Genomic DNA, 26,252 nt, shown 5'->3' on the forward strand with positions numbered 1-26,252 from the left:
TAATAGACGTTATGGACTTACCATTTAGTTTCACAATTAGCGCAACTTTTTCAAAAAAGGAAAAATGAACTATGATGGAAGAATTAATCAGAGATGGAAATCCAAATGATGGTTCTAAAGAGAGCAGATGGGATGTCGCAGAAAATATGTCTATATGCCCATATTATCACACAAAACAGGGTGAATACCCAATTTTTACAAAGGAAATAAAAAGCCCCCCTCGTGTTACGAAGGAAGCTTCTCCACTCATCGAATATAACGATCTCCAACCAGCACATTCTTTAAAATCTTGGTTGGAATCTCAAACTCTACGGGCCCCATTACACCAGGAGCTACCTCGTATTCATTGAACGAAATCATAAGCTTGTGATCCTTTGTAATATAAAATGATTGATCCGACTTAATCTTCTTAAACGGGTCCATATCTTCATCCGTAATAAAATACATTTTACCAGGCTCTGTTTCCATTTGATGCTTCATTTGCTGGATGATGTTTTGGCTAATCACGTCAACGTACTGATCGTTTTTAAACAAACTTTTCAGCGTAATGAATACCTCATTCTTCTTATCAATTGTATCAAATCGCTTTTGAATGTAGCCGGATGCCTGCGTTTCCTGAATGGTACGCTGTACGGATAGAATCGTATCCGTATTTGTCATAACCTTATACGTGCTGTCAACTGAGTAGTAGCCTTTATTATCCGCTTTGGCTGCATCAGAGCTGGCAAACTTCTCATAAAGCTTTTTCGATTCCGCCGCGTACTTACTATTTAAACTGTTTTGGAGATCTTTATTTTTTAACCCTGAAATAGACGGCGTTTTAGCGTCTATGCTTGCATGGTGACGCTCTTCCTTCACTTCTGTAAACGTAACGATGTCGACAATTTTATCTACGACTGGAATTTTCGACATCGCATGAGCCGCCTGTGGGCTGACATTTACCGTTCCAATAAATAAGACAGCAGCGGCCGCAACCGAAGCAGGCCAAATATAAAACCGCTTCTTTCTTACTGGCTTAGGCTTTTGCTGAAGTGCTTTTTCAATCACATCATCTAACTCTTTTGGGATCGGTACGCTTTTGTAAGCTTCCCTTAACGTTTCTAACTTTTTATCCATTCTCATTGTTCCTCCTCGGTCATGTTAATACGTAATAACTTTAATCCACGATATAATCTTGTTTTGACCGTACTTAAATGTTCATCCATAATATCCGCAATTTCTTCTAGCTTTAAATCCTCAAAGTAACGCAGCACGATAATGGTTCTATACGTAAGCGGCAACTCATCAAGCGCCTCATGAAGATCCATATCCGTGTACGTGTCTTCTTGTCCCGATGATAAAAATTCAAGCGTTTCATCATCCGTTACGCTCACTCGCTTATGCTTTCGTAGAAAATCGATGGAGGTGCGGACAATAATTTTATACATCCAGCTTTTAATCGACCCGGGATCTTGAATTCGATCGAGTGATACAAGCGCTTTTTGAATAGATTCTTGAATAATATCCAGCGCGTCCTCTTGATTTTTGACGTAGCTATACGCCAGTCGATAAAAATCTTCTTTATGTTCAGTTATGCACGTGACTAATATGGCCTGTAAATCTTTGTTTTTCATTGCATTAAAGAGCTCCTTTAAAATAGTAAAATACGTATTTTTACTTGTTACATAGGATAGACGTGGTAGAAATTCAAATAGTTTGCGCTTTAATGATTTTTTTACATCATTCAACGAAAAAAAACTTGAGGAACTCCCTCAAGCTTTTTTCTATGGCTTATACAAATCTTGACGATTTACCGTTTGTGGAGGTTGCTCCATCCAGCCACGCTTGATGATAATTTCAAGCCCTTCCCCACCATAACTCATAATCTCAGTCAGCAAAATGGAGTAGTGTACCGCTAAATCTTTGCGAAGCGATGTAGAAAGAGCGTAGGACAGCATGTAAATTCCCGTTGTCGTTGTAGCAGAAATCAAAAACATAATGAGCCGGTCCGAAAATGGTGACGTAGTCGAAGAAGTTACTTCCATACTCACTGGAATATTTCCTAGCTGCTCTTCTTTTCGTAAAATTTTATTAAACGTATCAATCTGCTTTTCAGACAGCCTCTTTCCTTTTAATAGATACGCTCTAATTTCTTGGTCTTTTGTTACTTGGATGAGCCCCATCATTAACAAAAGCCCTATGTAATTTCGCTCGATAGTCGAAAAGATTTCACTCAGCTCCATTGAATTGAGCGGTCTTTTCTCCCCAAAAAACGCGCCGAACAACGTTTGCTGCTTTTCCATGTATTCCACTTCTTTTGGATACATCATTTTCGGTGGACGATCATAAATTCCTTTCGACAGCATGAGTTCCAACGATTTTTTATACAACGCCTTACTAGACATTAATCCCTCGTCATAGTATGCCACAACATCTTCTCTCGCTACCTTCGTGAGCACCGTGGCATAGTACGGGACGGTCATCTGTCCCACACGGTACACAAAGCTCAGCGCAAATAAATCCGTAAACAGTGCAGGCGCGGTTAAATCCACGTCTTTATCTGTGAACGCCTTCGGGATAGGAAATGATTCTGTTACAAAAATTTGTTCAATTTTTTGCAAATAGGACGTCTCGAGTGCAAGCATTTCCTCAACAATTGGCTTAATCTCCTGATCTTTTAAGTGCTGTAAAAAATGCTTATAAAAGCAGGTAGTTGCGCTGTGCTGTAAATAACTCGTCCATAAAGCAGCAATTTCTGGGCTTGTAAGTGGTATGTTATGTTCTTGTTCTGTCATCCGTCTGCTCCCTACCAAACCATTGATTTGGTCATAGCTTTTGTTGAATGGCTCACACTTATTCTTTGTCTTGCAAAAATGATATACAGAGTATTGATTTTACGCCCTCTATTTAATCCGGAAAATGGTATTAGCAGGAATATTGAATGTACAATACGAGTTCTTTCCTCTATCTCTTTATTTTAATACGTGATGGAAAAACTCTTTTAAGATCGCCAACTAATCATAAAAAAGCTTTCGAAATATGATGCCAAGCAAAAAAATAGCCAATTTCATTGAAATTAGCTAAATTAAATCCCCTTGATAAGGAATGCGGGGCATTTTCATAAAATTATAAGTCGCAAGCTCTTCAACCCGAGTAAAATAGGCGTAAGCACTCTCTACAAGCATTAAGTTCGGAACGCTTTCTTTCTCCTTAACCAAAATAATTGGCTTTTGAAACGCATACGCATATCCCACTTCAAACGCCGTTCCACTATCAACGGACATTCCTTCATAATCGTGAATCACAACCACAACATCCGCTCTGCGCAAAAAGCGAAGATCATTATTAAAGACGACTTTTCGCCACTGCTCGGAGGCAAAGGGAAGCTCTTTATGCTGATGAAGACGAGCTGAGAAAATATCGGCGACATACGGGTTCTGACTTAGTGCATTCTCTAATCGCTTCACCCGATCAAGCTGTTCCTCATCAAAAAAAGGACTTGCAATAAATACACGTATAACCCCTACTGCTGCTGCATCCATCTGATCATTCCTTTCTGACACCCAATACTAGTGTATTTTGATGGACAAACGAATTATGACTGAGAGACAAAAACGACCAAGTTCCTTTCAAAATGGGAACTTGGCCGTTACATCTGATGCAGTCGCTTTAGGTTGTTTGAAACGGAAGGTGCGAGACTCCTGCGGGATTAACGTGACAGGTGAGACCCCCCAGAGGAGTGAGGAGGCTCACCGCACGACCCGCGGAAAGCGAAGCGACCTGGAGTGGAAATCAACTGAATCCGTTATGAACGCAATCCTCTAAGGACTTTTTCAATGACCTCCAGCACTCTCACACCGTCCCCCTTCATTCATTACTGTAGATTTTTAAATCCGTATTTTTCGAAAATCTTCATCGCTTGATCTGTTTGTAGGTAGCGATAGAATGCTTTCGCTTCTTTTTTGTGTTTACTATCTTTAATCACTCCGACCGGATACACGATCGGATCATGCGTATCATCTGTTGCTGTTGCCGAAATTCGCACCTTTTTCGATGTTAACGCATCGGTTTTATATACGATTCCCGCATCTACATTTCCTGTTTCAACATATGTAAGTACTTGACGCACATCTTTGGCATACACAACGTTTGACTGAACGTTATCCCACAGCTTTAGAGCGGTTAACGTGTCTTTCGCGTATTGCCCTGCAGGAACCGATTCGGGTGTTCCAATGGATAGCTTCTTCGCTTTTGGCAAGTCTTCGAACGTCTGAATATCGCCTTTTGCTTGCTTCGGTTCCACGAGCACGATATCGTTTCCGAGAAGGTTTGTTCCTTCCTTTTTATCAATCTTATTTTGTTTCACTAAGGTTTCATACTTATCCTCTGCTGCTGAGAAGAAAAGATCGGCTGGTGCACCTTGAGAAATTTGCTGCTGAAGAGCACCTGAAGCCCCAAAATTGTAGTTCAGCGTGACATGATTATGTTCTTTTTCATACTCTTTTTTGATCTCCTGTAGCGCATCTTGAAGGCTAGCTGCTGCGGAGATGGTTAAATCAACGTTTTTCGTTTCGTTCCCCTTCTCATTGCTTGATGAGCATCCTGTCATAATGAGAAGGACGCATACTAAAGAGGTAATAATGGCTGTAAGTTGTTTCATTTTTTCTCCTTTTTATAGCTAATTATATTTAGATATAACTAATTATAATCAATTATAACGAATTATGAAATAACAAAATGATTGGTCGATGATTTTTTAATCTTCATAAGCTACAATAAAGAAAGGAGGGGAACAAAATGTCCAACGAACTATCTTATACAATTGAAGAAGTCGCAAAGCTTCTTAAAGTCTCAAAACTGACGGTTTATGACCTCGTAAAAAAAGGTGACCTACCTGTTTTTCGTGTGGGGCGTCAAATGCGAATGACCGCTTCAGATTTAAATGACTACATTCAATCTCAAACTGCACGTCCTACACCTTCTATCTCAGCGGCTGAGCCAATCGCAAAGCCTATTGTTATTAGCGGTCAGGACATGGTGTTGGATATTTTGAGCAATCATATTGAGGAGAACCTGCAGCAGAAAACGCTTCGCTCCTACTCTGGAAGCTTGAATAGCTTAATTGCGATGTACAACGGTGAATGTGATGTGGTTAGTTTACATATGTTTGATGGTGATACAGGAGAATATAATCTACCCTTCACGAAAAAGATTCTCGTTGGTCATCCTCATATCGTCATTCGCCTTTTATCTCGAAGAGCAGGATTTTACGTTCAAAAAGGAAATCCACAAAAGCTTTCGTCTTGGGAAGATTTGGCGAATGCTGAGCTCAGACTTGTCAACCGTGAAAAAGGTTCTGGTGCACGGATCTTACTTGATGAACAGCTCCGTCTTCATCATATTCCTTCACGTACTATAAACGGGTATGACCATGAGGAATCTAGTCATCTAAGCGTCGCATCAGCAGTCGCCTCTCACTCCGCAGATGTGGGAATTGGAATTGAAAAAGCCGCAACGATGGTCGGCATTGATTTTATTCCTCTGATTAACGAATGCTATGACTTAGTCATCTTAAAAAACGCGCAAAATCGCGCGCTCATTGAGTACGTAACAGAGCTCTTATGTACGTCGTCTTTTCAGTCTAAAATTAAAGCACTTGGAAATTATGATGTTTCTGAAATGGGTACCATCGTATATGAATCACACTAAAAAAGCCCGTCTGTTCGAATGGACTAGACGGGCTTTTTACTATGATTATCCGCGACCAGCTTGGAATGATGGATACTGCGTCATTCCGCCGTCTGCAAATAGCGTAATTCCGGTTACATAGCTTGCTTCCGATGATGCGAGCCAAGCCGCAACTGCCGCAATTTCTTCTGGCTTTCCGATATATCCCATTGGAATCATGCTTTCGACATCTGCGCGCTGCTCAGGATCATTAAATTTTTCTGCGTTGATCGGTGTGTCGATGGCACCTGGGCCGATGTTGTTCACACGAATTCCTTTTGGTGCATACTCAAGCGCTAATGTTTCCGTCATCAGCTTCATTCCGCCCTTACTTGCTGCATAATGCACGAATAATGGCCAAGGAATCATCTCATGCACGCTTGACATATTAATAACGGTTCCTTTAATATCATTTTCCACGAAATACTTGATCGCCTCGCGGCTACCTAAAAAGGCACCTGTTAAGTTAATCGTAATAACACGGTTCCAATCCTCAAGGGGCATTTCGTGTGACGCTACAGGATTTTCAAGTCCTGCATTGTTGATCATCACGTCAAGCGTACCAAATTTTTCGATCGCTGATTTCACGAGGTTTTTTACGTCCTCTTCTTTCGAAACGTCACCATGAACGATATAGCCTTCTCCACCTGCTTGTTCAACTTCCTTCAATACTTCTTTTGCTTCATCTTCATTTGAGCGATAGTTAATGACTACCTTTGCTTGTTCTTTTCCAAAACGAACAGCCATGGCACGACCAATTCCTTTTGATGCGCCTGTGATGACCACTACTTTTCCTTTTAGATCTTGATACATCATTCATTCCTCCTCAAATTCTTATGCTTTTGCTTTCCCTAGTAGCACAGCTGCGATGATGATGAGAATAATCCCAATCGCAATTCCGATGAGCTGTTTCTTCGTTTTCTTTTCACCGAGAATAAAAATTCCACCTAGCGTTGAAATAACGATTCCCATTTGTGATAACGAGAAGCTTGTCGCAACCCCAACACGCGGCTGTGAAATGAATAAGAATAGGTTACCTGCTGCCCAAATAAGACCAGGAATAATGTTTCGAATGGCATATTTATTAAATGGTTTGTATTTGGCCGTTAAGATAACACCACCAATTACCATACCCACTGCTTGAGGTAACAATGCGTCCCATCCGCTGACGTTAAAGAAGCGTGCGATCACAACGTAGACAAGATAACCAATCGTTGAAATGATTAAAATAATAATCCCTTTTTTAAAGTCGCCTGACTCCTCTTTTTCACCTGATTTCTTGTCGCGTAATGAGGTGAGAACAATCCCGACAATGATTAAAATAAGCGCGGTTGTTCCTAAAATAATACTTGTCGTTGTTGACCATTCATGAAAGACAATTACTCCAAATAACGTTGTTGCCACGAGCTGCATGCCAGTTGAGATTGGCATCGTTTTTGATACACCCATTAAATCAATACTTTTCAGCTGATTACTTTGTCCAACCGCCCAGAAAATACCGGAAACGGCTCCGACGATAAAAATCGTGGGTGACAGATGGGGATGAACAAATAAGTAGACGACAATCGAGAAGATGAGGGCTCCAATCGTTGTCCCAAGTGTTTGACTATACGGTCCCCCACCTAGCTTTACGTTGAAAAGTACAATACTTCCCCAGAAAATGGCGGGTAAAATCGCTAATAGAATATCCATGATTTCAAAAACCTTTCTCTAGATGATTTAGTTGAGATGAGTTGCTAACCTTGACAAAAACAGTCAGCATCTTCTTTTCAGTTAGTATCTTGCTCAAATTTTAAAATATGTATTAAATTCCTCCGAGGAAGAAAAAACAATTCGTGCAAAATACCGCTTAAAAAGCCGACTTGAGTTAAATACCCCATTCTTTTTTCTTTAATCATGAAATTGCACGCCTTAGAGTTAAAAGTCGTATTAGTCATCTGCCGGTCTTGGTCCTGGATCTCCTCCTAAGCTGTTCGCTGTCATAATGGGTCTAACAATCAAATCGTGGGTGACTCGTATTTGACACGATAGCCGCAAGTTATCGTCAATCCCTCCGTTTATAGAATTAGTCGTCATCATTAAATCATCAAACTCTCCGTCTAAAAGCTCTACTCGACATGATGTACACCTTCCGTGTCCACCACATCGATGCATAATCGGAACACCGTTGTCTTCAAGCGCCAATACAAGCTTTTTTCCATACTCTACTTCAAAAGTGTCATATCCAATCACCGTTACTTCAGGCATTGTATACCCTCCTTTATCTATAAGTAGTTATCTGCAATCGAGTCGATTTATAAACATAAAAAGAGGCTAGCGTCTGCTAACCTCTTTCGATTTATTCCATTTCCTTTTGAATGTCCTTTGTACTTCTTACTGTATCAATCGGTCTAACCATTTTCTCGATTTGCTCACGCTTAGGCTCTAAAAATGGCGGTAGAGACAATTTCTCTCCAAGCGTTTCGTACGGTTCATCTCCCATGAACCCTGGACCGTCTGTCGCAAGCTCAAATAATATTTGTGGTGCGACGCGCGTATAAAGCGATTGGAAGAAGAAGCGATCCACAAAACCTGATGTTTGAAGACCAAATCCTTCAATGCGCGTAATCCATTGATTAAGTACATCCTGATCTTCAACGCGGAACGCCGCATGGTGAACCGTTCCGTATCCTTGTCTTGCCTGTGGGAATACGGTATTATGCTCGACAACCATCTGTGCTCCGTTTCCACCTTCTCCTACTTCAAACAAGTGAAAATCGCCTTCTTGCGCAATTTCCTTAAACTCAAAGACCATTTCTGACACTTGTTTAAAAAAGTCAAATTGTGCGACACGAACAAAAATTGGGCCTAGTCCTGTAATTGCGTATTCTAATGGAATAGGACCGTTCTGCCACGGCGTTCCAGACTGAACCCCTTTGTTATGCTCATCTGAGATAAGCTGATAGTGCTGATCATCAAAATCGACAAACGATAGCGTCTTTTTCCCGAACTGCTCTTGAATGCCAGTATGCGTAACTTCTAGTCGATCAAAGCGCTTTACCCAATAAGCAAGAGCCTCATCTGACGGTACGCGAAATGATGTTTTCGAAATCTCATTTGTTCCGTGTACCCCTTGTGGAATGCCAGGAAAGTCAAAGAACGTCATGTCTGTTCCTGCGCTTCCCTTATCATCGGCAAAAAATAGATGATACGTTTGAATGTCATCTTGGTTTACCGTTTTTTTCACTAGACGCATGCCTAACACATACGTAAAAAATTCATAGTTCTTTTCGGCACTGCTCGTAATAGCGGTTACGTGATGAATCCCTTTTAGTCCTTGCATTGTTTATTCCTCCCTGTTCTCTTCACATTTCATTTTTATTATTGGCTTTTATCATCATCTTTAAATAAAATATCTTGAATTAAAGATATCATACAAAAAAACAATCTGTCAACGTTATTTAGACAGATTGTGCAGTCTTCATTTTTTTCTCTTTGGAATAGTTAGCGTTGTCCAGCTTTTTTGCACTTGCTTTGCTGCATAGACAATTTGTCCAACGTGGTACGAATAGTGATACATTTGCCGCTCAATTGCTTCCATAACGGTGTGGGCTTCACCGCGAATGTAGACAGGTCGTAAAAGGTCGTCTTCTCCTATTCCGTCAAGAGCGTTTAGAAAAACGGTCCATCCTCTATTCCATCGTGCGTCCAATTCTTCTCGCGTTGTGATCGTCCCTTCAAACTCATCATCACGATCCCGATTTGGCTTTTCCCCATCTGAATGAAAGAAATCGGTCCAGCGCGACACCATATTTCCACTCATATGCTTAACGATGATGCCAATGCTGTTTGACTCTTCGTTCGGTGACCACCCAATCATCTCATCGTCTATCTGATCAAACGCCCGCTCAGCGGTTTTTTTCATGTCTAGAAAACGTGCTTTAACAACCCTTATGTACTCAGCAGCAAACTGTGATGAACTCATTGAATTCCTCTCCTTCGAAAAAAACATTGTTATATATATTCGCTAGGGAGATTCGTTATCCTTTTCGTTTCGTGTATCGCTCTACGTTTCTACCATCTGTGCTAATTAGCAACTCGTACTTCACTTACTTATCAAACATAAAACTACACTAAATCATGCCAAAAGAAGAAATTCTCTTATGAATTTCTTCTTTTTATATAAAAAAACATTGAAAAAACTTATAAAATAAATTAATATACATAAATACTTAATAAAAAAAGGTGATAAAAGATGGATTCTTTCGATTCGAAGATTATATATTTATTAACGAATGATGCGCGTATGCGCTGGGCAGACCTTGCTTCTCAAATCGGATTGTCTGCGCCTGCGACGGCAGACAGAGTGAATCGCTTGATTGACCAAGGCGTCATCAAAGGATTTCGTGCGAGCATTGAGCCTGAAACAGTCGGCTGTGAATGCACGGCGTTTGTGGCGGTTTCTTTGGATCGACCACAGCACAGGACAGCATTTTTAGAGCTTGTGAACAACAAAAAAGAAATACAGGAATGTCATCATATCGCAGGAGAGGATGATTACTTGTTAAAAATTCGCTGTCGTAATACAAAGGATTTAGACCGGGTGATTAGTCACGAGATTAAAGGTGTAGAAGGCGTCACCAGAACCAAAACAACGATCGTGATGGATACGACAAAAGAATCATCAGAGCTTGCTCTTCAGCCGCACGTCTTTTCTGAGGAGTGACTGCCGTGAACGAATCCTACATTCTAAAAGGCATACTGATCGGGCTGTCCATCGCCGCACCCGTTGGTCCTATTGGATTATTGTGCATACAACGAACGCTCACACAAGGAAAAGCAGTTGGACTCGTATCAGGGCTTGGTGCTGCAACGGCCGATGCGCTGTACGGCACCATTGCAGCTCTTGGACTGACGGCACTCTCGCACTTCCTTCTTGGCCAGCAGCAGTTGTTGCACCTAGTAGGTGGCGTGTTCCTCCCCTATTTAGGGATTAAAACGCTTCGGTCAACCGCTGCAAGCTCTCCGGCAAAGGTAGGCGGAGCAAATATGTGGATGGCCTACACGTCCGTGCTTTTGTTAACCATCACAAATCCTATGACCATCCTTTCTTTTCTAGGTATTTTTTCAGGCGTAGGTGTATCTGTCACTCACGGGGCACAATTAGATGCTTTGTGGCTAGTTGGAGGCGTGTTTGCCGGATCCCTTCTGTGGTGGTTTTTTCTAACATCGATCGTAGGAATGGTTCAAAATCGACTTCCATCCTTAACGTGGATCAATCGCCTATCTGGCGTTATTCTCATCGGCTATAGCATTTGGTCGCTTGGACATTTTATGTGAAAGGAATTTTTTCAACTTATGTTATTACTTAAAAGTTTCATCTTAGGTTTTTCGGTTTCCGCTCCTGTGGGACCGATCGGATTATTATGTATTCAACGAACGCTTTCTCGAGGAAAAACGGCTGGTTTTTTAACAGGGCTTGGGGCATCTACAGCAAACGTGTTATATGCCAGCGTAGCAGCCTTCGGTTTTTCGGTTATTTCTGCTTTCCTTCTGGAACAAGAATTTTACTTAAAACTGCTCGGAGCTATTTTTCTATTTTACCTTGGAATTAAAACATTTTTGAAAAAACCGGCGGATCACGCAGCGAATCTGCAAGGCGAACGTTTACTTACGATGTATTTATCGACGTTTCTATTAATGATTACCAATCCAACTACGATCTTAAACTTCGTCGCGATGTTTGCTGGTTTGGGATTTGAAAAAGGGAGCGGTTCGGCGATAACAGCCGTCTCTCTTATCCTTGGTGTGTTTTTAGGTGCTACGTTCTGGTGGCTGTTACTAAGCTTTGGCGTAAGCGTCTTTCGTGCTAAAATTACCCCTCACCTCGGCCTTGTCAACAAACTTGCCGGCATTTTGATTCTATTATTAGGCATCCTTGCCTTTGTAAGCTAAATCAAATCAAAAAAGCTCAAGAGCTGTCGTCTCTTGAGCTTTTTTCTTACCATGCAACATCGTTAACATTTGGCCACTCGTATATAAGAAGGCTCAGCTCCTTGCCACCTATCGTGATCATTTCTGTTTTAATCAGCTGTGCGCCATAATGCTCATAGAAGTAGCGCGTATGATTATCTTCAAGCACCTCTACAAATACTTGGTTAAAACCTACTCTCTGACATTGCTGAAGAAGTTCTTTTAGCAGTTCCTTTCCGATCCCTTGCCCTTGATGGGGCTCTAATAAATAAATTGACGTCAAATCGCCGGCGTTCTCCACATGGTTACGATCACGCTTTCCACAATCCCCGAATCCTATTACTTCACCGCTCTCATCTACGGCTACAAATGTATAACTATCGTCTTTATTCAAATTGTTTTCCCATAGCGATGTACGCTGATCGTATGACAAACGGTCGAGGAATTCATCTGGAATAATTCCTTTGTACGTCGTGCGCCAGCTGTCAACGTGTACGCTGGCAATGCCTTTTGCATCGGTTTTCTCTGCTCTTCTAATTTGCATGTTCCTCCCCCTCCAGTCGTGATATTAATTGAATAATCTGTAAATAAAATTCGCTATTATGTAGCCTTCATCCTCTTTTTGCTCGAATAAGGTTGGAGATAACATATGCTAGAGTAGCCGCTGCTACCATGACAATTAGTCCTATACTTGGTTGTGTACTGCCAAACACGATGTCAGAACGAACTGCCGTTACTTCTTGATTTGGTGTATACATCATTGTTAGAACTATGCCAGATGCAAGTTGAAATCCGAACAACAAGAGAATAAAGCTGACAATAAAGATCGCGTATCGCTTCATTTTGCTCCCACCCTTCTCTCTGTAATACGTTTTTTCCATAAAAAGGTTTCATCTTTTTACGAATAAGTCCCCGTGACATAATCCTTTTTCATTCGTGCTATACTTGATAATAGATGAAAGGTCGATGAAATCTACTTTCCATGAAAGGTGGTATCTGTGTTGACGTATACGATTAAAGAAATTACGAAAAAAACGGGCTTAACAGCTCCTACGCTTCGTTTTTATGAAAAAGAAGAAGTTCTTCCTTTTGTGCAGCGTGATGTGAATGGCAACCGTGTATATACGGATGAAAACATTAGCTGGATTCATTTCATTTTGGCACTCCGCTCAACAGGTATGCCGATTTCTGAACTTAAGCGTTATGTGAAATTGTATAAGCAAGGAAACGTGACGATTCAAGAGCGCAGAAAAATGATGCTCGATCACAAACAAAAAGTAGAAGAAGATATGCGCCAAACTTATAAACACCTTGAACAAATTAACTACAAGCTCGCATTATATGACGCAATTGAAAACAATTTACAGAACAAAGAGATCCAAATTTAATAAAAAAAGATGCTCGACTGAGTCGGGCATCTTTTTTCATACATCCATTGCACCTATCCCAATTTTCTTTAAAATCTCGATGAGCTGAAGCTTCTCTTCAGATGTCGCAAAGGAAAAGTTTTCGCTAATATACTGGACGTGTTTTGGGAAAAGATCATCAAATAGCTCTTTTCCCTTTTCTGTCAGTACGACAATGGAGCTTCTTCGATCATCAGGACTTGGCTGTCTTTCTACGTATCCAGTCTTTTCTAGCTTGTCTACGACATACGTAATGCTACCACTTGGAATTGAAAATACGTCACTAATCTTTTGAATCGGATGACTTCCTTTGTTATACAAAAGCTCTAAAATCATAAATTGCTCAAACCGAATACCTCGGTCTTGAATATCTTTTTGAATATTATCAAAGACGGTTTTAGAAGCACGGCTCCAAACCCGTAATAGTTTTAAATCAATTTGCTGATCAGACATACTCATTATGTGTCCCCCTACAAACTTTCTCTCTACTAACCATACTCGAGTTCATGCCAGACATCAAGCTTATCCTTTATCGATCACTAGTTGTCGCACTCCATAAAGAAAGCTACCTGATCTCAGGTAGCTTGTTTTCTCATCTAGTCGTCCACTCATAATAAACAAATCGTACATCGTCACTATGAAGATGAAGCGTATCATCTTCTCCCACGTAGCGAAAGCTATTTTTCTCTAGTACCTTTTGTGAACCAATGTTCGTATGCGTTGTTTTCGCTTTAATCTCTTGAACTTCACTGTTTCGCAGCGCTTCTTGTAAAAGCATTCCCACTGAACGGCTAGCCACACCTTTCCCTGTATGAGCTTCACCGATTCGATAGCCAAGATGAGCAGAGCCATCGTGTAGATCAGTCAAATTAACGCGCCCTAAGATGTGCTCCTGCTCGTTTTTAATAAGATAAAAGTACGACTTTCCCTGTCTCTGTTCCTCTAGTAATTCCTGTAGGCTTTCCCAAAAGTTTTTAAAGTAGTAATAATGATCGCCTCGACCTGGAATCATTTTTTCGAAATAGGCCCGGTTGCTCAGCTCAAAAGCAAATAAGTTCTCAGCATCTGACACGCGTAACGGATTTAACGAAAGGTTCATTTACTTCACCTCGTTTATTTTTTTACAGTGACATTGGGCTTTCCCACACGGTAGTAAAATCATCTGCGCGTAGGCGAATACGGCAATCTTTGTCTAAAAAGAACGATAAAACCGCTGGTACTCGCTCTTTAAAATACGTATATTCATGTTTTCCACCTTCAATGATGTCAAACGTCACGTTTTCAACTTTATTTTGCAAACGCGCATAAATAGCTTGGTTACTCTCTAAAAAGAATTGATGCTGCGCTGCATTTTCCCCTTCAAGCGTTCCGCAGTCTAAGTACACTTTTTGAAGAGCAGACAAGTCCGATGATAGAATCAGCTGTTCAAGTGACTCCAACTGATCCAAATATGCTGACACGCAGGCTACTTTCTGAAACACGTGTGGATATCGGCAAGCAGCGTATAACGACAGCAGACCGCCTAGCGAAATACCCGCCATGGAAGTTTGGTCTGGAATCGTACGATATACTTGATCAATGAACGGCTTTAGCTTCTCGACGATAAAATCAATATACGCTTCTCCTTTTCCGTTCCCCCCATCAGCATTCAACCACGGTCTATATTCAGCTCCTCTTTGCTCTGAGGACAAATTTGAATGAATAGCTACGACAATTGCTTCTGTGCCAGAAAGCTCCAAAAATTCGCGAAGTCCAAGTGATCGACCTCCTACCGCATCCGAATCCTCAAACACATTTTGTCCATCGTGCATATAAAGAACGGGATATGATTTATCTTCGTCATGATAGCGACGAGGTAAATAAACGGTAACATCTCTCTCTTGCTCAAATGGTTTTATATACATGCTGAATGTTTGTAACATAGTGTAGCTCCCCTTTGTTTGTAATAATGCGTTCACTGCTTAACGAAGAATGGGTATCGCCTTTCCTTTCAATCGATAATAAACGGCTTTTGTCTAATCGTTAGATTGAACGGCAGGTTATCTTTTGAAAAAAATCGGTGCTCCTTTGTTTCCATTCCTTCTTGTCGAAGCTCCCCTGAATACGAAACGGTTTTAAAAATGACTTGAACACTAAAGACGCGATCCCGATTCGGATACTCAAAAACGTTTTGCTCGCCAGAATATAGGCCGAATAGCTCCAAATGGTCGACCGTTAGACCCGTTTCCTCAAAGACCTCACGACTAGCAGCCTCTGTGAACGTTTCACCAATCTCCATTAACTATCCAGGTATGCACCACGTATCGTCATCCGTTCAGTGCTGCAATAGAATTTGTCTACTATGTTCAATAATAACGCCACATCCAACGGTCAGAAGTGTTTCATGTCCAATAAATTGGCGCATTGTTTCAATATAATTCACCAAACTGGTTCCCCTTTTAAAAAAAGAATTCTATATGTGAAAACATACATGCTATAATTAGTTTACACCTTACATATATTAGGTGACCACTACTTTTTCAGAATATTTCATATTTAGTAGATATGGAGGACATATAATTCATGCCTAGCAAAAGTCTTTTTAACGGTCAATCTATTAAACTAGCGGCTCCGCGTGTAGAAGATGTGGAGACGATGCTTACTTGGGGACAAGATTCTGATTATCTACGAAATCTTGATACGGATATCGCTTTTCCCTACTCACAAGAGCAACTTGAGCTTGAGGGCGAACCACGCTCCAACGAAGCTTATTTTCGAATTCGAACCATTGAAGACGATGAACTAATCGGATTTGTCGTCATTCATAAAATCGAATGGAACAACCGATGCGGACTGCTTGCAATTGGAATTGGCGACCCAAATAATCGAAATAAAGGGTACGGAAAAGAAGCGCTGCAGCTCATTCTTCGCTTTGCCTTTCACGAGCTGAACTTGCATCGCGTAGGTCTTGACTATATTTCCTATAATCCCAGAGCAGCACGCGCTTATGAAGCTGTTGGATTTAAACAAGAAGGCGTAATTCGTGATGCTGTCTATCGTGACGGAGTACATTCCGATCGCATTATGATGGGGATTTTACGAAGTGAGTGGGAAGCGTCTCAGGCATAAAAAAGAGAATGATGGCTCGAGGCCACTGAAAAACTTCGAATTTTTTAGATGATCAGTAGAACATAAGACAAAAAGCTGGATCGATTCTGTTTTCTGGAATCGACCCAGCTTTTTCTTCCTTCTTTTTAGGTTGATGGTGAAAATGGCTATTGTCCCTCTGCATTGCCATGTCAACGAGAACCTTGAATGTGGCTACCTCATACCCGTGTCTATGCTTGCACTATTCTTCGCTTCAATTTTAGACCGTCCCTTTGATTTCTCCTTGAAGTAGGCTCTTCTTTAAAAAGGTGCTTGTTCCGTATGTTTCGTTGACGTTAATGAAACGGAATCATTAAAACCACCCTTTCGAATAAATGAATTTTCTTCATTATAAAGCAAAAAAACAGCCAAGTTCCTTTCAACATGGAAACTTGGCCATTACATCTGATGCAGTCGCTCTAGGTTGTTTGGAACGGAAGGTGCGAGACTCCTGCGGGATTAGCGTGACAGGTGAGACCCCGCAGAGGAGCGAGGAGGCTCACCGCACGCCCCGCGGAAAGCGAAGCGACCTGGAGTGGAAATCAACCGACTCCGTTATGAACGCAATCCTTTAATGGCTTTTTTAGCAGCCTTGAATGGATGCTTCCCTTTTTTTCATTTATGAACGAATCAACTTTTCAATTGCTTGAATATCGTCTGGTTTCGTGCGACAGCAACCACCAATGAGCTGCGCCCCGTGCTCAAACCATTTTTTTGCTTCACATGCGTAATCTCCAGAAGAAGATCCTTCCCACTTTTTGGTGACGGCATTGTATTGTTCACCTGAATTTGGATACACCACAACGGGCTTATCACTTTCACTTTTTATGTGGGTAATAAGAGACGGAATAAAGGCAGGTGGCGTACAGTTAATCCCGATAGCCGCCACCTGATCGTAATCCGTTAAAAAGCGCGCGCATTTAGCAATAGGCGTACCATCACTGATATGATGCTCGTCCTTTGAACTGAACGTGATCCACGCGTAGGCCTGTGGAAATTCACCCAGTACTTCCACAAGTGCCTCCGCTTCTTCTAAGCATGGAATCGTTTCACAGGCTAATATATCGGCACCCGCTTCAATTAATGCCTGAATACGAGGGCGATGAAAAGCTACTAGCTCATCCTTTGAAACCCTATAATCTCCGCGGTACTCAGAGCCGTCCGCTAGAAATGCGCCGTACGGACCAACGGATGCTGCCACAATTGGTTTCGGACGCGCTTGTTGATCAGAAACCGTCTCCCAAAACTCATCACGTGCTTCCACAGCAAGCGTAACGGACTGCTGAATAAGACGATACGCTTCTTCTCGGCTCACTCCCCGTTCGGCAAATCCCTCAAATGTCGTTTGATAACTCGCTGTAATGGCGCAATCAGCCCCTGCTTGAAAATAATCCATGTGTACCTGCTTAATCAGGTCAGGATTTTCCATTAATATTTTTGCAGACCATAATGGATTATTTAAATCACAGCCGTGGCGCTCTAACTCTGTTGCTAGAGCACCGTCTAATATAAGAGCTGGAAAATCAGTTAATATACGTTGAATTGGATTCATCATCTGTTCACACCTTTTTTAAAATACTTCTTTTTACACGAACTTCTATTTTATATGATGGAGTGTGGACTTTTTTACACCCGCACGCTTAGACTTGCTCGTCAAATAATAGACCACATAGCATAGCACGATGAACGGGATCCCGTAATAAAGAGCCGCACGTTGATTTTCGTCAAAGGCAATTCCGACACAGGAAGCGAAACATAATAAAAATGCTGCAATCGGGACAATTGGATAAAGCGGTGTACGATAATGCAACTCTTTTAGGTCGTGCCCCTCTTTTACAAATCGACGTCGAAATAAATATTGTGATGCGGCAATCCCCATCCAAACAACCACAACCGCAAATCCAGAAATAGAGACCAAAATGAGGTAAACCGTATCTGGCGCAACGACGCTAGAAAACAGGGCCAAACATCCTCCTAGCATGCTAAAGACGAGCGCCGGCATTGGTACTCCTCTTCTATTCACTCGTCCGAAATAAGACGGAATCATCTTCTCATTTGAGAGTGACCACAGCATACGTGACGAAGCATAGAGACCTGAATTTGCTGCAGATAGAATGGCAGTGATAATCACAAAGTTCATCATATCAGCGGCGTACGGAATACCAATACGATCAAACACCACGACAAATGGACTTTCAATGACACCTGCTTGCTTCATTGGGATCAGTGCGGATAACACAATAATGGTTCCAACAAAAAAGAGCAGTAGACGCCAAACCGTTGCTTTAATAGCTTTTGGAATACTTTTCTTCGGATCTACGCTCTCTCCAGCGGTCACTCCGATGAGCTCCGTTCCAGAAAATGCAAAGTTGACAGACAGCATGACCATAAAAATAGGCAAGATGCCGTTTGGAAAGAGGCTTCCACTTGATGAGAAGTTTGAAAACATCGGCGCTGCTTCCGTGCCTTTCATTGAAAGAAGGCCAAACATCGCCGCTCCTCCTAGTACGATAAATAAAACAATGGTAATGACCTTAATAGCGGAAAACCAAAATTCCGATTCCGCAAAAAATTTAGTCGACAGTGCGTTCATGACAAAAATAAAGACACCAAAAATGGTACTCCACATCCAAACGGACGTATCTGGAAACCAGCGTTTCATAAACAACCCTGCTGCCGTGAACTCAGATCCTAGAGCGACGACCCACGTTAGCCAATACAGCCAAGCGATTGTGAAACCCGTTCCAGGTCCAATATACTTTGTCGCATACGTATGAAAAGAACCCGTCACTGGCATGGAAACAGATAATTCTCCTAAGCACAGCATAACGAGGTACATAATGAGACCACCTACCAAGTAGGCAATGGTCGTCCCTAAAGGACCTGCTTGATTAATCGTGTACCCTGAGCTTAAAAATAACCCTGTTCCAATAACACCACCTAAGGAAATCATGAGTAAGTGTCGACTCTTCATTGTCCGCTGTAGTTCTTTTGGTCGTTCGTTCGTTTCTTCCATACCTTCATTCCACCCTACGCATTTAGAAGTGAACACTATAACTATAAGACATCCACTTTTTTTATTTCCTACCATAGTAATCAGAATTATCTAAAATGTCAACCTAGTAAAACAAAGAAGAGGAAAACCTATCGCCAGTTTTCCTCTTCTTTTCTATTATTTTAGTAAAAAGTCACCTGATTGAACTCGTACCTTTACTTTATACATGCCATTCCCTATTTTACCGATTATGCGATTGTCTTCTTTTTCCTGATACATAAATCCAGGAAGCTTTAATTCTATATCACCAGCGCGCGTATCTGCATCAACAGCAAGAGAAGCAGGATTTTCTGTATAGTTCATCGTCACATCACCGCTTGTCGTACGTGCACTTACATTTCCTTGCGTCCGCTCATTGTCAATCGTAATATCACCTGACATTGTTTCTGTCGTGACATTACCAGCAATATTCGCTAACTCAATATCACCTGATGTTGTCTCAAAGCTTGATGATTTCGCTTTGACGTCTAATCCGTGCAAGTCGCCGCTTGTTGTTTTTACTTGAAGACTTTCTGCTGTGTTGCTACGAGCCGTTAAATCACCGCTCCTTGCGCTCATTTTAAGTAATTTCCCAATCTCATTGTTCGTTGCGTTTATATCACCTGATGTTGTATGAAGTGACATCGTCTCTGCCTTAATTCCTGTTGCCGTGATGTCACCTGATTGGAGCTGGACCTTCAGCATTTTGTACTGTTTTTTCGGAACGTGTACTTTTACATTCACATCTTCTAAGTTAACTCCCACCATAAACGATGGCATTTTCCGACTTACGGATATCGTTGCTTTGCTGCCATTTTCACGTATGTTTAGCTTATATCTATCTTCATAACGTTTGTTGATTCTTCCAGACGCTTCTACCGTCAATCGATTATCTTCAGCGGGCATAACCTGCACATCATTTGCAGAGACATCTACCTCGATACTTGTAATAGCAGGGTTCGTGATGACTTTCTTTTCATGAATTTCACTTGTCTTAAAGGATAAAATACCACCGTTTAGCTTGAAGGTAGCAGCGGATCCGATTATGCCTATGAAGAGTAGAATGAGACCTGCATACACAAATTTTTTCATCATTAAAATCCACCTTGCTTCACTAATTTAAGATTAAACTGAACATACATTTTTAAAACGCGGTATAAAAACTTCCCAATATAGATCGTTGCAATTAAAAGTAGAATTCCTAACCCAAACAGCGCGGTAAACACGAATATCTGAAAGAGAATGCCCTCGAGTCCAAACATAACGATTGAAAAAATGAGCAATAAAGGGGATAAAAAGACGACGACCGCTGTGACCGCAAAACCAACATAGCTCCCTAAAATTCCTGAAGCTGGACCAACGACAAACACCAGATTGAACAAAATTAATCCAAAAGCAATCATGGTCATTTTAAATGTCGATGGCTTTCTAGTAGGTGCACTAACCCCACCGAACTGCTCTCCAACTAAATCTTTCGCAATAACGTAAGGATCTCCAAGGTCTCGGATGATCTCCGCCTCTGATTTTCCTTCTTCCATTCCCACCTCAAAGTGCTCTTCGTAATCGTATAAAATTTCTTGACGTTCCACTTCTGGTAAATCACGCAACAAATCACGTAACTTCTGTAAAAATTCATTCTTCCCCATGCGCTATGCCCTCCTCAATAAACTGATTTACTGCGCCTGCAAATTGTCTCCATTCGTCAATCAGGGCCTCCATATACTTCTGGCCTGTCGGTGTGAGCGAGTAGTATTTACGCGGTGGTCCTTCAGAGGATTCTGCTAGATACGTTGTTAAATAATCGTCCTTTGTTAGACGCCTTAAAAGCGGATAAAGCGTTCCTTCTGCTACTTCAATTTTACTTGAAATATTCTGTGCTAATTCATATCCATACTGATCTTTGTTCGAAATCAGTATTAACACACACAGCTCAAGGACTCCCTTTTTAAATTGAACATTCAATGGATAACCCCCTATTCAGTACTGTTCACTACTGTATAATATTCAATAGCTATTCAAAAAAATGCGCACGTCTGCCCTTCTGTACAAAATTTTCGTATCTGACGTCCATTCACTACTGTATATTGTTCAGTACTAACGTGTAGAATTGTTCTTGTTATCTACACTATATAATATACTATTGAACATTGCAAGGTAGTGGAACAAAAAAATAATAAATGGGCGTTTTTATGTCATAAATCACACCCATTTACCAATCATGCAGATATAACGCTGCCGAACCAAATTCAAATACGCTGAGAAGGACTGTCACACGAGCTTTCCTCGTACTACTACTTCCCTAACTTTCTCCTCTCGCTTGCTCCCTATCTCTCACTCTACGTATTATGTTTCATCATCCGTCAGCTTCTCTATACTTAACTTAGGCTTGCAAGTAGCACCATCATGCCGTTTGTTGAACCATGGATAATGACCGATGGCCAAATGGAGTTGGTTCGTTCATAGGCTAGCGCAAAAAGAATTCCGCTCACAAAATTAACGGGCATCACGCTGTACGCCGGTATATGAGCCATTGTAAAAATAAGTGCGCTAATGAGCAGGCCACCCGTTACCCCCATTCGCGTGCGAATCCAGCGATATAAAAATCCTCGATAAAACAGCTCCTCGTAAATGGGAGAAATGATCGCAGCCGACACAAAACCAAGAAAAACGGTCCAAAACGTCACATCCTGCTTGAGAGATTCAGTCTTGCTGTTTTCCCATGTACCTCCAATGTAGCTCATTGCGGAAACTAATATAACCGCACTAATCATGACCATAATCGAAAATAGCGCAATCATTTTCCAATCTTTTTTTGCAAACGGAGTAACTCCTACTTCCCTCCATGCAAGGCTTTTTGGTCGTAGAGCAATAAAATAAACTCCGAGCGTTAACACGACTGCTATCGTTAGACCAATCAGCGTACCGGCGTATAATTCATTTTGAAACCACTGCTCATAAAGAGGCTTCAAACCAAATTTTATACCCCCTATTACCCCTACAAACTCAAGCAATAGTAACAACGTAAATTCTTTTATTCCCCAGCGGTCGACTGTTTTCCAGTTTTTATTCATCTATTCAATCCTTCTTTCTTCATATGATATAATTCCACTGTATTAGATGACGTTACGTCACCTGCAAGCTTTTTTTATAGAAGGGGAGATACGATGAAAAAATGGACGACTGGGGAAGTCGCAAAGCAGCGCAATATTTCGCTTCGCACTCTTCGCTATTATGATCAGATTGACTTATTAACACCAAGTCAGCGTGATGAAAGTGGAAAACGTTATTATTCAGAGGAAGATCTGTTTCAGCTTGAAAAAATCCTTATTTTGAAATCGCTTTCGTTACCACTAGAAGATATTCGTAGTCTATTAGCCAAGCTGTCATACAAACAAATATTAGTTTCACACTACAATCACCTTCAAGAACAGCTTTCAGCGCTGCAAGGAAGTATTTCAAATACGGGTTCACTGCTTAACATGCTCGAGGTCGAGGAGTCGCTATCGTGGGAACACGTCGCGACGCTTATTCGAAATTCAGAAACAAGCGCTAAAAAGTGGATGGATTATTTTCAAGAAGACGAAAGGGAGTTTTTGCAACAGCAGCTTCCAAAGCTACATAATAATGATGAAATTACCCATAGATACATCATGATCATAAAAGAAATTGAGCGCTGTCTCGCACATAACATCCCGGCCGAATCCGATGAAGGACGACAAATTGGCCAAACGTTAATACAGCTATCAGAAGAAACGTTTCAAGGAGATCAAGCACTAATGGAGGAATTTTGGAACGTAAGAAAACGACCAGCTGAAGAAACCGGACTATATCCCCTCTCAGATGAAGTATTGTCATACGTTGAGCGTTGCATTGCTTACGCTGACAATGTTTAATGAGCTTTCTCATACTAATTTGTACGGCGTAAATCGGACGGTAAGATGACGAAATGATTCCAAAACAAACAAAGTGCTCCTAGTTAGAAGCACTTTGTTACATTTTATGATCTTCTAAAAGATCCATTCTTGCTTTATTACTCTGCCCGTTAGGCTCCCTCATGCCTTTTTTGCAGAATGGCTAATCGCTGCTCGAGCTGTATAATCATGTAATGACGACGTCTCGCAAAGCGATACACCGAAAATACAATCATGACGATACTGCTCACTAGAATGAACGCGATCAGTTGATACATCATATTTACCATTTTTGAAACCCGTACCCTTCTGTAGGATAGGAATATTATACATGATATTCTATATTTTATCAGTCATTTTTACCATTTTTCCACATTCCTTCCTCTTTCAAGGTCATAAAAAAGGCCTTATCGGCCTTTTTTATCATCCTTTTACAAGCCATTCCCTCATTTTTTCAATATTGTCAATGAGCGGCTTTTTGATCATGCCCCGCTCAAAACGAGACAACGTCGTACGAACAATCCCAATTTGTTCGGCTGCTTCTGTTAGATTCAATCCGCGTTTCTTACGCGTTTCCTTCACCAAATCACCCGTTACTTCGAGATCTTCATTATAAAAGAAATTAATCTGTGAATCTTCGGTACGTTTCCGCTGAACGGGCTCTTTTGTTGGAGAAGCTTCTTGATAGGCTTTTTGAATACCAATTTTCGCTAAGTAGTCAAACGGATCATCGTCACGACCTTCTTCCGTCGTTAAGCTCAAGAAATCAAGCAAGGCTTTTTTATCTGTCACAGAAGATGGGCGCTCTGGGAGTGCTGTTAGTTCATTAGCATCAATACGATAGTGTTCCAAAACAGATTGTGGTGGTTGAATAACGACTTTTTGCTTCAGCCAATAATCGATCCACCCTTTTTTCACACCGACAATGGACTCATCTAATCCACCTTCATACTCCCAGTTCCCAATTACCTCATCATCTTTTAACGTATTTAATACCTTTTCGAATCCGTCCTTTGTTCGTGCTGAATAACGGCGATCCACCTTAAACTCCATGACGCTCAGCAAGCCTTTCTCCCCGCTAATACTGTACGGACGTAGAAAGTCTTTTTTTCGTTTTCGAATGCGCCATTGCCACGACAGATAGCGCGTTAACCGTTTATGATATTTCTCTTTTTCAGGATTATATTCAAGTGCCTTTAACGATAAATAGCCAACAGAATTGGTCGAACCATATAAATAGTTCGCTAAAATTTGCCCTGGTTTTATCGTACATTCATAGATTCCAAGCGGATTATCATGTTTATCGTACAATACGGTGATATTATCCATTAAAAACAAACGTTTAAATTTCCCGCTCTTATAATCACTAAGCTCTGCATGCTTGCGACGATCAACAAATTCGAGTTCATCATTTTCATCTAAGCGAACCCATATCGCAGCAAGAGCAGCTATACGCTTCATAACTTCTTCGCGTTGTTTTTTTCGATATGTAACAGACGAATTTTTACCATTTGATCGTCCTTGAAGCTGACGAAGGCTCAATACGTCATCAGAATGGAAATTAATCATTGCATCTGGGTGATCGGCTTTTTTCATCCAGACGTACGAAATAATATCGAATATGTCGCTTGTCAAATCGTCCATAGATGTGATGGCCTCCCCAATTAAATTTTCCCAGATCCCAAACTCTTCTTTTGATAACCCAAGTTCATCGTTATCGTCTGCACGAAGCTGAGCGATTGCTTTCACGTTTTTATCCATAATGTTCACCGTTGGATACGCAGCATTTAAATTCGTACCCTGTTTAAAGGTATTTTTACTAATCGCTTCTCGTAATTGATAAATAAGGGCATCACTATTGGATTCTATGTAACTTTGATTGAGCAAACTAGAGATCATTTCCTGGTTGGAGCTTCTTGTATTCCCCTGCTTTCGCTTTAGCTTTTTCGATTGCTTCTGAAAACGAGCGAGGTCGTCTTTAATGGATTCCTCTAGAACAATTTCAATCTTATCCCGATAGCGCTCGACAATTTCATCGATGTCACTATGAGTCGCTTTTGTAATTAAATCTATAATGGTATATAACGCCGCAAATGATTTGGATTCAATTTGTAACTGACCATTTTTCTCTTCATAATCCCCTTGAATAGCCTGTTCCCAAATGGCGACTACGTTCGGATTTAATTGATAGAGCCGCTTTGCCGCAAAATATATTTTCATAATTTTTTCTTCTAGAGTGGGTGTCTTCACGTGCTCTCGCCTGCCTTTCTCTTACTCTCTATGAGCGTGCACACTTTGAACTTCTCCACCATTTTACCATTATCTTTGTCCAACGTGGTCGTCTTGTGAAACATTTCCGTGCACTTTTTTCATTTCTCTGCACACGATGCAAGAGGTGCACATTTTCACAAGTGGTTTTGTGTGCACATTTCGGCTGATATTATAAAATCCATAACATTTCTCTATTTATTTTGCACGTTTTAATGTGTAAGCACGTGCAAATAAAGATACTGCGAGCACGTTTTGATTCCTCCTTCTTTCTACCTATGGTGCACCTTATATAAAATTTCACCCTATTATTCTCCCTGTTTTTTACATAGAAAACGTTTTTTCGACATAATTTTTCCAAAAATAAGGCGATACGTTCATCTAAATAACCTTTTTATTTAAAAAGTGCACGCACGGGCGACTCTATACGTCACGATTATTTCTTCGGGCGACTTCTCTTTTCACATCAGCGTGCAAGAGGGCGACTTTTTTTATCACCTTTCACGTTTTGATGTTTTCGTGCACATTTCAAGGTATTACAACGATTTTTGTGCACATTTTGTGCACAAAACAAAATTCATGCACGCACCTTTCGATCGGAAGGCGACACTTACGTTCACCTTTTTTTGCGCACGGGCGACATCAAACCTCACCAAAACAGGAAAAAGCGACACTACCCCTCACCTTCCGATGCACAATATGAGCGACACTTTCACTCACCTTTTTTGTGCACGCGAAAACTTTTATGTGTGCACCTCCCCCAAAATGCTTTTATATCAATACATAGAAGATGATTACGTCTCATAAGGAACGGTGCACAGGGCGACATCTCCGCTCACCATGATCCTT

33 protein-coding genes are annotated in these 26,252 nt (G+C 41.1%); 9 read left to right on the plus strand and 24 right to left on the minus strand.

Translation table 11 applies throughout. From position 1 onward, the window contains the following. Positions 1 to 246 precede the first annotated feature (246 nt). The 4 genes from rsiV to AMD01_RS13320 form a co-directional block, all read right to left on the minus strand. Entirely contained in the window at positions 247 to 1,116 is an 870-nt protein-coding gene (rsiV, locus tag AMD01_RS13305; RefSeq protein WP_053401919.1) for an anti-sigma-V factor RsiV, read from the minus strand. Between the two features lie 2 nt (positions 1,117 to 1,118). Next, entirely contained in the window at positions 1,119 to 1,613 is a 495-nt protein-coding gene (locus AMD01_RS13310; RefSeq protein WP_053402016.1) for an RNA polymerase sigma factor SigV, read from the minus strand. A gap of 150 nt (positions 1,614 to 1,763) precedes the next feature. Then, a complete protein-coding gene (locus AMD01_RS13315; RefSeq protein WP_053401920.1) occupies positions 1,764 to 2,774 on the minus strand; it encodes a DUF3231 family protein in 1,011 nt (336 codons plus the stop codon). 285 nt (positions 2,775 to 3,059) lie between these two features. Further along, on the minus strand, positions 3,060 to 3,521 hold the full coding sequence (locus AMD01_RS13320) for a nucleoside 2-deoxyribosyltransferase (protein WP_053401921.1): 462 nt from the start codon (positions 3,519 to 3,521) through the stop codon (positions 3,060 to 3,062). A gap of 55 nt (positions 3,522 to 3,576) precedes the next feature. Between AMD01_RS13320 and AMD01_RS24155 the strand changes: the two genes are divergently transcribed. Next, positions 3,577 to 3,804 carry a hypothetical protein gene (locus tag AMD01_RS24155; RefSeq protein WP_157052732.1) on the plus strand — a complete coding sequence of 76 codons (228 nt, stop codon included), beginning with the start codon at positions 3,577 to 3,579 and terminating at the stop codon, positions 3,802 to 3,804. Between the two features lie 49 nt (positions 3,805 to 3,853). On the opposite strand, the gene modA is transcribed toward AMD01_RS24155, so the two are convergent. Further along, positions 3,854 to 4,639, minus strand: coding sequence for a molybdate ABC transporter substrate-binding protein (gene modA / locus AMD01_RS13325; protein ID WP_053401922.1), 786 nt, complete (start codon positions 4,637 to 4,639; stop codon positions 3,854 to 3,856). Positions 4,640 to 4,776: 137 nt separating this feature from the next. On the opposite strand from modA, the gene AMD01_RS13330 reads away from it, so the two are divergent. Next, on the plus strand, positions 4,777 to 5,688 hold the full coding sequence (locus AMD01_RS13330) for a helix-turn-helix transcriptional regulator (protein ID WP_053401923.1): 912 nt from the start codon (positions 4,777 to 4,779) through the stop codon (positions 5,686 to 5,688). Between the two features lie 45 nt (positions 5,689 to 5,733). Here the strand turns inward: AMD01_RS13330 and gdh are convergent, their stop codons facing one another. From gdh to AMD01_RS13355, 5 genes are all read right to left on the minus strand, one after another. After that, entirely contained in the window at positions 5,734 to 6,519 is a 786-nt protein-coding gene (gene gdh / locus AMD01_RS13335; RefSeq protein WP_053401924.1) for a glucose 1-dehydrogenase, read from the minus strand. 21 nt (positions 6,520 to 6,540) lie between these two features. Next, complete coding sequence (locus AMD01_RS13340; RefSeq protein WP_053401925.1) at positions 6,541 to 7,398, minus strand: RhaT/GlcU family sugar-proton symporter; 858 nt, start codon at positions 7,396 to 7,398, stop codon at positions 6,541 to 6,543. A 237-nt stretch (positions 7,399 to 7,635) separates the two neighbouring features. Next, entirely contained in the window at positions 7,636 to 7,953 is a 318-nt protein-coding gene (locus AMD01_RS13345; RefSeq protein ID WP_053401926.1) for a 2Fe-2S iron-sulfur cluster-binding protein, read from the minus strand. A 91-nt stretch (positions 7,954 to 8,044) separates the two neighbouring features. After that, a complete protein-coding gene (locus AMD01_RS13350) occupies positions 8,045 to 9,028 on the minus strand; it encodes a ring-cleaving dioxygenase (RefSeq protein WP_053401927.1) in 984 nt (327 codons plus the stop codon). A gap of 138 nt (positions 9,029 to 9,166) precedes the next feature. Next, positions 9,167 to 9,670: a DUF1572 family protein gene (locus tag AMD01_RS13355; protein WP_053401928.1), complete on the minus strand. Its 504-nt coding sequence runs from the start codon at positions 9,668 to 9,670 to the stop codon at positions 9,167 to 9,169. A 270-nt stretch (positions 9,671 to 9,940) separates the two neighbouring features. Here AMD01_RS13355 and AMD01_RS13360 point away from each other — a divergent pair, with 270 nt between their 5' ends. The 3 genes from AMD01_RS13360 to AMD01_RS13370 are packed head-to-tail and all read left to right on the plus strand — an operon-like array spanning position 9,941 to position 11,640. After that, a complete protein-coding gene (locus AMD01_RS13360; RefSeq protein WP_053401929.1) occupies positions 9,941 to 10,411 on the plus strand; it encodes an Lrp/AsnC family transcriptional regulator in 471 nt (156 codons plus the stop codon). Positions 10,412 to 10,416: 5 nt separating this feature from the next. Beyond that, positions 10,417 to 11,025 carry a LysE family translocator gene (locus tag AMD01_RS13365; protein ID WP_053401930.1) on the plus strand — a complete coding sequence of 203 codons (609 nt, stop codon included), beginning with the start codon at positions 10,417 to 10,419 and terminating at the stop codon, positions 11,023 to 11,025. Between the two features lie 18 nt (positions 11,026 to 11,043). Beyond that, positions 11,044 to 11,640, plus strand: coding sequence for a LysE family translocator (locus AMD01_RS13370; protein ID WP_053401931.1), 597 nt, complete (start codon positions 11,044 to 11,046; stop codon positions 11,638 to 11,640). 46 nt (positions 11,641 to 11,686) lie between these two features. Here the strand turns inward: AMD01_RS13370 and AMD01_RS13375 are convergent, their stop codons facing one another. Further along, positions 11,687 to 12,202 carry a GNAT family N-acetyltransferase gene (locus tag AMD01_RS13375; RefSeq protein ID WP_053401932.1) on the minus strand — a complete coding sequence of 172 codons (516 nt, stop codon included), beginning with the start codon at positions 12,200 to 12,202 and terminating at the stop codon, positions 11,687 to 11,689. Positions 12,203 to 12,269: 67 nt separating this feature from the next. Then, the gene (locus AMD01_RS13380) at positions 12,270 to 12,500 is read right to left on the minus strand and encodes a hypothetical protein (protein WP_053401933.1); all 231 of its coding nucleotides are present in this window, start codon (positions 12,498 to 12,500) and stop codon (positions 12,270 to 12,272) included. A gap of 159 nt (positions 12,501 to 12,659) precedes the next feature. Between AMD01_RS13380 and AMD01_RS13385 the strand changes: the two genes are divergently transcribed. Then, positions 12,660 to 13,046: a MerR family transcriptional regulator gene (locus AMD01_RS13385; protein ID WP_053401934.1), complete on the plus strand. Its 387-nt coding sequence runs from the start codon at positions 12,660 to 12,662 to the stop codon at positions 13,044 to 13,046. Positions 13,047 to 13,082: 36 nt separating this feature from the next. Here the strand turns inward: AMD01_RS13385 and AMD01_RS13390 are convergent, their stop codons facing one another. From AMD01_RS13390 to AMD01_RS13405, 4 genes are all read right to left on the minus strand, one after another. Next, positions 13,083 to 13,523 (minus strand): MarR family winged helix-turn-helix transcriptional regulator, encoded by a 441-nt coding sequence (locus tag AMD01_RS13390; RefSeq protein WP_053401935.1) that lies wholly within the window; start codon positions 13,521 to 13,523, stop codon positions 13,083 to 13,085. Positions 13,524 to 13,656: 133 nt separating this feature from the next. Then, a complete protein-coding gene (locus AMD01_RS13395; RefSeq protein WP_053401936.1) occupies positions 13,657 to 14,163 on the minus strand; it encodes a GNAT family N-acetyltransferase in 507 nt (168 codons plus the stop codon). Positions 14,164 to 14,185: 22 nt separating this feature from the next. After that, positions 14,186 to 15,022, minus strand: coding sequence for an alpha/beta hydrolase (locus AMD01_RS13400; protein ID WP_245638944.1), 837 nt, complete (start codon positions 15,020 to 15,022; stop codon positions 14,186 to 14,188). 32 nt (positions 15,023 to 15,054) lie between these two features. Then, complete coding sequence (locus tag AMD01_RS13405; protein ID WP_245638945.1) at positions 15,055 to 15,342, minus strand: NUDIX domain-containing protein; 288 nt, start codon at positions 15,340 to 15,342, stop codon at positions 15,055 to 15,057. Positions 15,343 to 15,626: 284 nt separating this feature from the next. Here AMD01_RS13405 and AMD01_RS13410 point away from each other — a divergent pair, with 284 nt between their 5' ends. Both AMD01_RS13410 and AMD01_RS24160 read left to right on the plus strand, forming a co-directional pair. After that, a complete protein-coding gene (locus AMD01_RS13410) occupies positions 15,627 to 16,172 on the plus strand; it encodes a GNAT family N-acetyltransferase (protein WP_053401938.1) in 546 nt (181 codons plus the stop codon). Between the two features lie 353 nt (positions 16,173 to 16,525). Next, positions 16,526 to 16,765, plus strand: coding sequence for a hypothetical protein (locus tag AMD01_RS24160; protein WP_157052733.1), 240 nt, complete (start codon positions 16,526 to 16,528; stop codon positions 16,763 to 16,765). Between the two features lie 44 nt (positions 16,766 to 16,809). Here the strand turns inward: AMD01_RS24160 and mmuM are convergent, their stop codons facing one another. From mmuM to AMD01_RS13440, 6 genes are all read right to left on the minus strand, one after another. Beyond that, complete coding sequence (gene mmuM, locus AMD01_RS13415; protein ID WP_053402017.1) at positions 16,810 to 17,742, minus strand: homocysteine S-methyltransferase; 933 nt, start codon at positions 17,740 to 17,742, stop codon at positions 16,810 to 16,812. Between the two features lie 45 nt (positions 17,743 to 17,787). Then, positions 17,788 to 19,206 (minus strand): amino acid permease, encoded by a 1,419-nt coding sequence (locus AMD01_RS13420; RefSeq protein WP_053401939.1) that lies wholly within the window; start codon positions 19,204 to 19,206, stop codon positions 17,788 to 17,790. 156 nt (positions 19,207 to 19,362) lie between these two features. After that, entirely contained in the window at positions 19,363 to 20,319 is a 957-nt protein-coding gene (locus AMD01_RS13425; RefSeq protein ID WP_053401940.1) for a DUF4097 family beta strand repeat-containing protein, read from the minus strand. Further along, positions 20,319 to 20,870 carry an HAAS signaling domain-containing protein gene (locus AMD01_RS13430; protein ID WP_053401941.1) on the minus strand — a complete coding sequence of 184 codons (552 nt, stop codon included), beginning with the start codon at positions 20,868 to 20,870 and terminating at the stop codon, positions 20,319 to 20,321. The genes AMD01_RS13425 and AMD01_RS13430 overlap by 1 nt, the downstream gene beginning before the upstream one ends. After that, entirely contained in the window at positions 20,857 to 21,186 is a 330-nt protein-coding gene (locus AMD01_RS13435) for a PadR family transcriptional regulator (protein ID WP_053401942.1), read from the minus strand. The genes AMD01_RS13430 and AMD01_RS13435 overlap by 14 nt, the downstream gene beginning before the upstream one ends. A 413-nt stretch (positions 21,187 to 21,599) precedes the next feature. After that, positions 21,600 to 22,295, minus strand: coding sequence for a CPBP family intramembrane glutamic endopeptidase (locus AMD01_RS13440; RefSeq protein WP_053401943.1), 696 nt, complete (start codon positions 22,293 to 22,295; stop codon positions 21,600 to 21,602). Positions 22,296 to 22,388: 93 nt separating this feature from the next. Between AMD01_RS13440 and AMD01_RS13445 the strand changes: the two genes are divergently transcribed. Further along, positions 22,389 to 23,117: a MerR family transcriptional regulator gene (locus AMD01_RS13445; RefSeq protein WP_053401944.1), complete on the plus strand. Its 729-nt coding sequence runs from the start codon at positions 22,389 to 22,391 to the stop codon at positions 23,115 to 23,117. A gap of 149 nt (positions 23,118 to 23,266) precedes the next feature. On the opposite strand, the gene AMD01_RS24165 is transcribed toward AMD01_RS13445, so the two are convergent. Continuing rightward, positions 23,267 to 23,416 (minus strand): hypothetical protein, encoded by a 150-nt coding sequence (locus AMD01_RS24165; RefSeq protein WP_169775967.1) that lies wholly within the window; start codon positions 23,414 to 23,416, stop codon positions 23,267 to 23,269. Between the two features lie 142 nt (positions 23,417 to 23,558). Continuing rightward, positions 23,559 to 25,355 (minus strand): helix-turn-helix domain-containing protein, encoded by a 1,797-nt coding sequence (locus AMD01_RS13450; protein ID WP_053401945.1) that lies wholly within the window; start codon positions 25,353 to 25,355, stop codon positions 23,559 to 23,561. Positions 25,356 to 26,252 lie beyond the last annotated feature (897 nt).

Source organism: Priestia koreensis, from assembly GCF_001274935.1.
Classification (GTDB): domain Bacteria; phylum Bacillota; class Bacilli; order Bacillales; family Bacillaceae_H; genus Bacillus_AG; species Bacillus_AG koreensis.

Bases quoted from the DNA above. Each gene is read 5' to 3' on its own strand.
- rsiV (WP_053401919.1), bottom strand. From the start codon at position 1,116: ATGGATAAAAAGTTAGAAACGTTAAGGGAAGCTTACAAAAGCGTACCG.
- AMD01_RS13310 (WP_053402016.1), bottom strand. From the start codon at position 1,613: ATGAAAAACAAAGATTTACAGGCCATATTAGTCACGTGCATAACTGAA.
- AMD01_RS13315 (WP_053401920.1), bottom strand. From the start codon at position 2,774: ATGACAGAACAAGAACATAACATACCACTTACAAGCCCAGAAATTGCT.
- AMD01_RS13320 (WP_053401921.1), bottom strand. From the start codon at position 3,521: ATGGATGCAGCAGCAGTAGGGGTTATACGTGTATTTATTGCAAGTCCT.
- AMD01_RS24155 (WP_157052732.1), top strand. From the start codon at position 3,577: ATGACTGAGAGACAAAAACGACCAAGTTCCTTTCAAAATGGGAACTTG.
- modA (WP_053401922.1), bottom strand. From the start codon at position 4,639: ATGAAACAACTTACAGCCATTATTACCTCTTTAGTATGCGTCCTTCTC.
- AMD01_RS13330 (WP_053401923.1), top strand. From the start codon at position 4,777: ATGTCCAACGAACTATCTTATACAATTGAAGAAGTCGCAAAGCTTCTT.
- gdh (WP_053401924.1), bottom strand. From the start codon at position 6,519: ATGTATCAAGATCTAAAAGGAAAAGTAGTGGTCATCACAGGCGCATCA.
- AMD01_RS13340 (WP_053401925.1), bottom strand. From the start codon at position 7,398: ATGGATATTCTATTAGCGATTTTACCCGCCATTTTCTGGGGAAGTATT.
- AMD01_RS13345 (WP_053401926.1), bottom strand. From the start codon at position 7,953: ATGCCTGAAGTAACGGTGATTGGATATGACACTTTTGAAGTAGAGTAT.
- AMD01_RS13350 (WP_053401927.1), bottom strand. From the start codon at position 9,028: ATGCAAGGACTAAAAGGGATTCATCACGTAACCGCTATTACGAGCAGT.
- AMD01_RS13355 (WP_053401928.1), bottom strand. From the start codon at position 9,670: ATGAGTTCATCACAGTTTGCTGCTGAGTACATAAGGGTTGTTAAAGCA.
- AMD01_RS13360 (WP_053401929.1), top strand. From the start codon at position 9,941: ATGGATTCTTTCGATTCGAAGATTATATATTTATTAACGAATGATGCG.
- AMD01_RS13370 (WP_053401931.1), top strand. From the start codon at position 11,044: ATGTTATTACTTAAAAGTTTCATCTTAGGTTTTTCGGTTTCCGCTCCT.
- AMD01_RS13375 (WP_053401932.1), bottom strand. From the start codon at position 12,202: ATGCAAATTAGAAGAGCAGAGAAAACCGATGCAAAAGGCATTGCCAGC.
- AMD01_RS13380 (WP_053401933.1), bottom strand. From the start codon at position 12,500: ATGAAGCGATACGCGATCTTTATTGTCAGCTTTATTCTCTTGTTGTTC.
- AMD01_RS13390 (WP_053401935.1), bottom strand. From the start codon at position 13,523: ATGAGTATGTCTGATCAGCAAATTGATTTAAAACTATTACGGGTTTGG.
- AMD01_RS13395 (WP_053401936.1), bottom strand. From the start codon at position 14,163: ATGAACCTTTCGTTAAATCCGTTACGCGTGTCAGATGCTGAGAACTTA.
- AMD01_RS13405 (WP_245638945.1), bottom strand. From the start codon at position 15,342: ATGGAGATTGGTGAAACGTTCACAGAGGCTGCTAGTCGTGAGGTCTTT.
- AMD01_RS13410 (WP_053401938.1), top strand. From the start codon at position 15,627: ATGCCTAGCAAAAGTCTTTTTAACGGTCAATCTATTAAACTAGCGGCT.
- AMD01_RS24160 (WP_157052733.1), top strand. From the start codon at position 16,526: ATGAATTTTCTTCATTATAAAGCAAAAAAACAGCCAAGTTCCTTTCAA.
- mmuM (WP_053402017.1), bottom strand. From the start codon at position 17,742: ATGAATCCAATTCAACGTATATTAACTGATTTTCCAGCTCTTATATTA.
- AMD01_RS13420 (WP_053401939.1), bottom strand. From the start codon at position 19,206: ATGGAAGAAACGAACGAACGACCAAAAGAACTACAGCGGACAATGAAG.
- AMD01_RS13425 (WP_053401940.1), bottom strand. From the start codon at position 20,319: ATGATGAAAAAATTTGTGTATGCAGGTCTCATTCTACTCTTCATAGGC.
- AMD01_RS13430 (WP_053401941.1), bottom strand. From the start codon at position 20,870: ATGGGGAAGAATGAATTTTTACAGAAGTTACGTGATTTGTTGCGTGAT.
- AMD01_RS13440 (WP_053401943.1), bottom strand. From the start codon at position 22,295: ATGAATAAAAACTGGAAAACAGTCGACCGCTGGGGAATAAAAGAATTT.
- AMD01_RS13445 (WP_053401944.1), top strand. From the start codon at position 22,389: ATGAAAAAATGGACGACTGGGGAAGTCGCAAAGCAGCGCAATATTTCG.
- AMD01_RS24165 (WP_169775967.1), bottom strand. From the start codon at position 23,416: ATGATGTATCAACTGATCGCGTTCATTCTAGTGAGCAGTATCGTCATG.
- AMD01_RS13450 (WP_053401945.1), bottom strand. From the start codon at position 25,355: ATGAAAATATATTTTGCGGCAAAGCGGCTCTATCAATTAAATCCGAAC.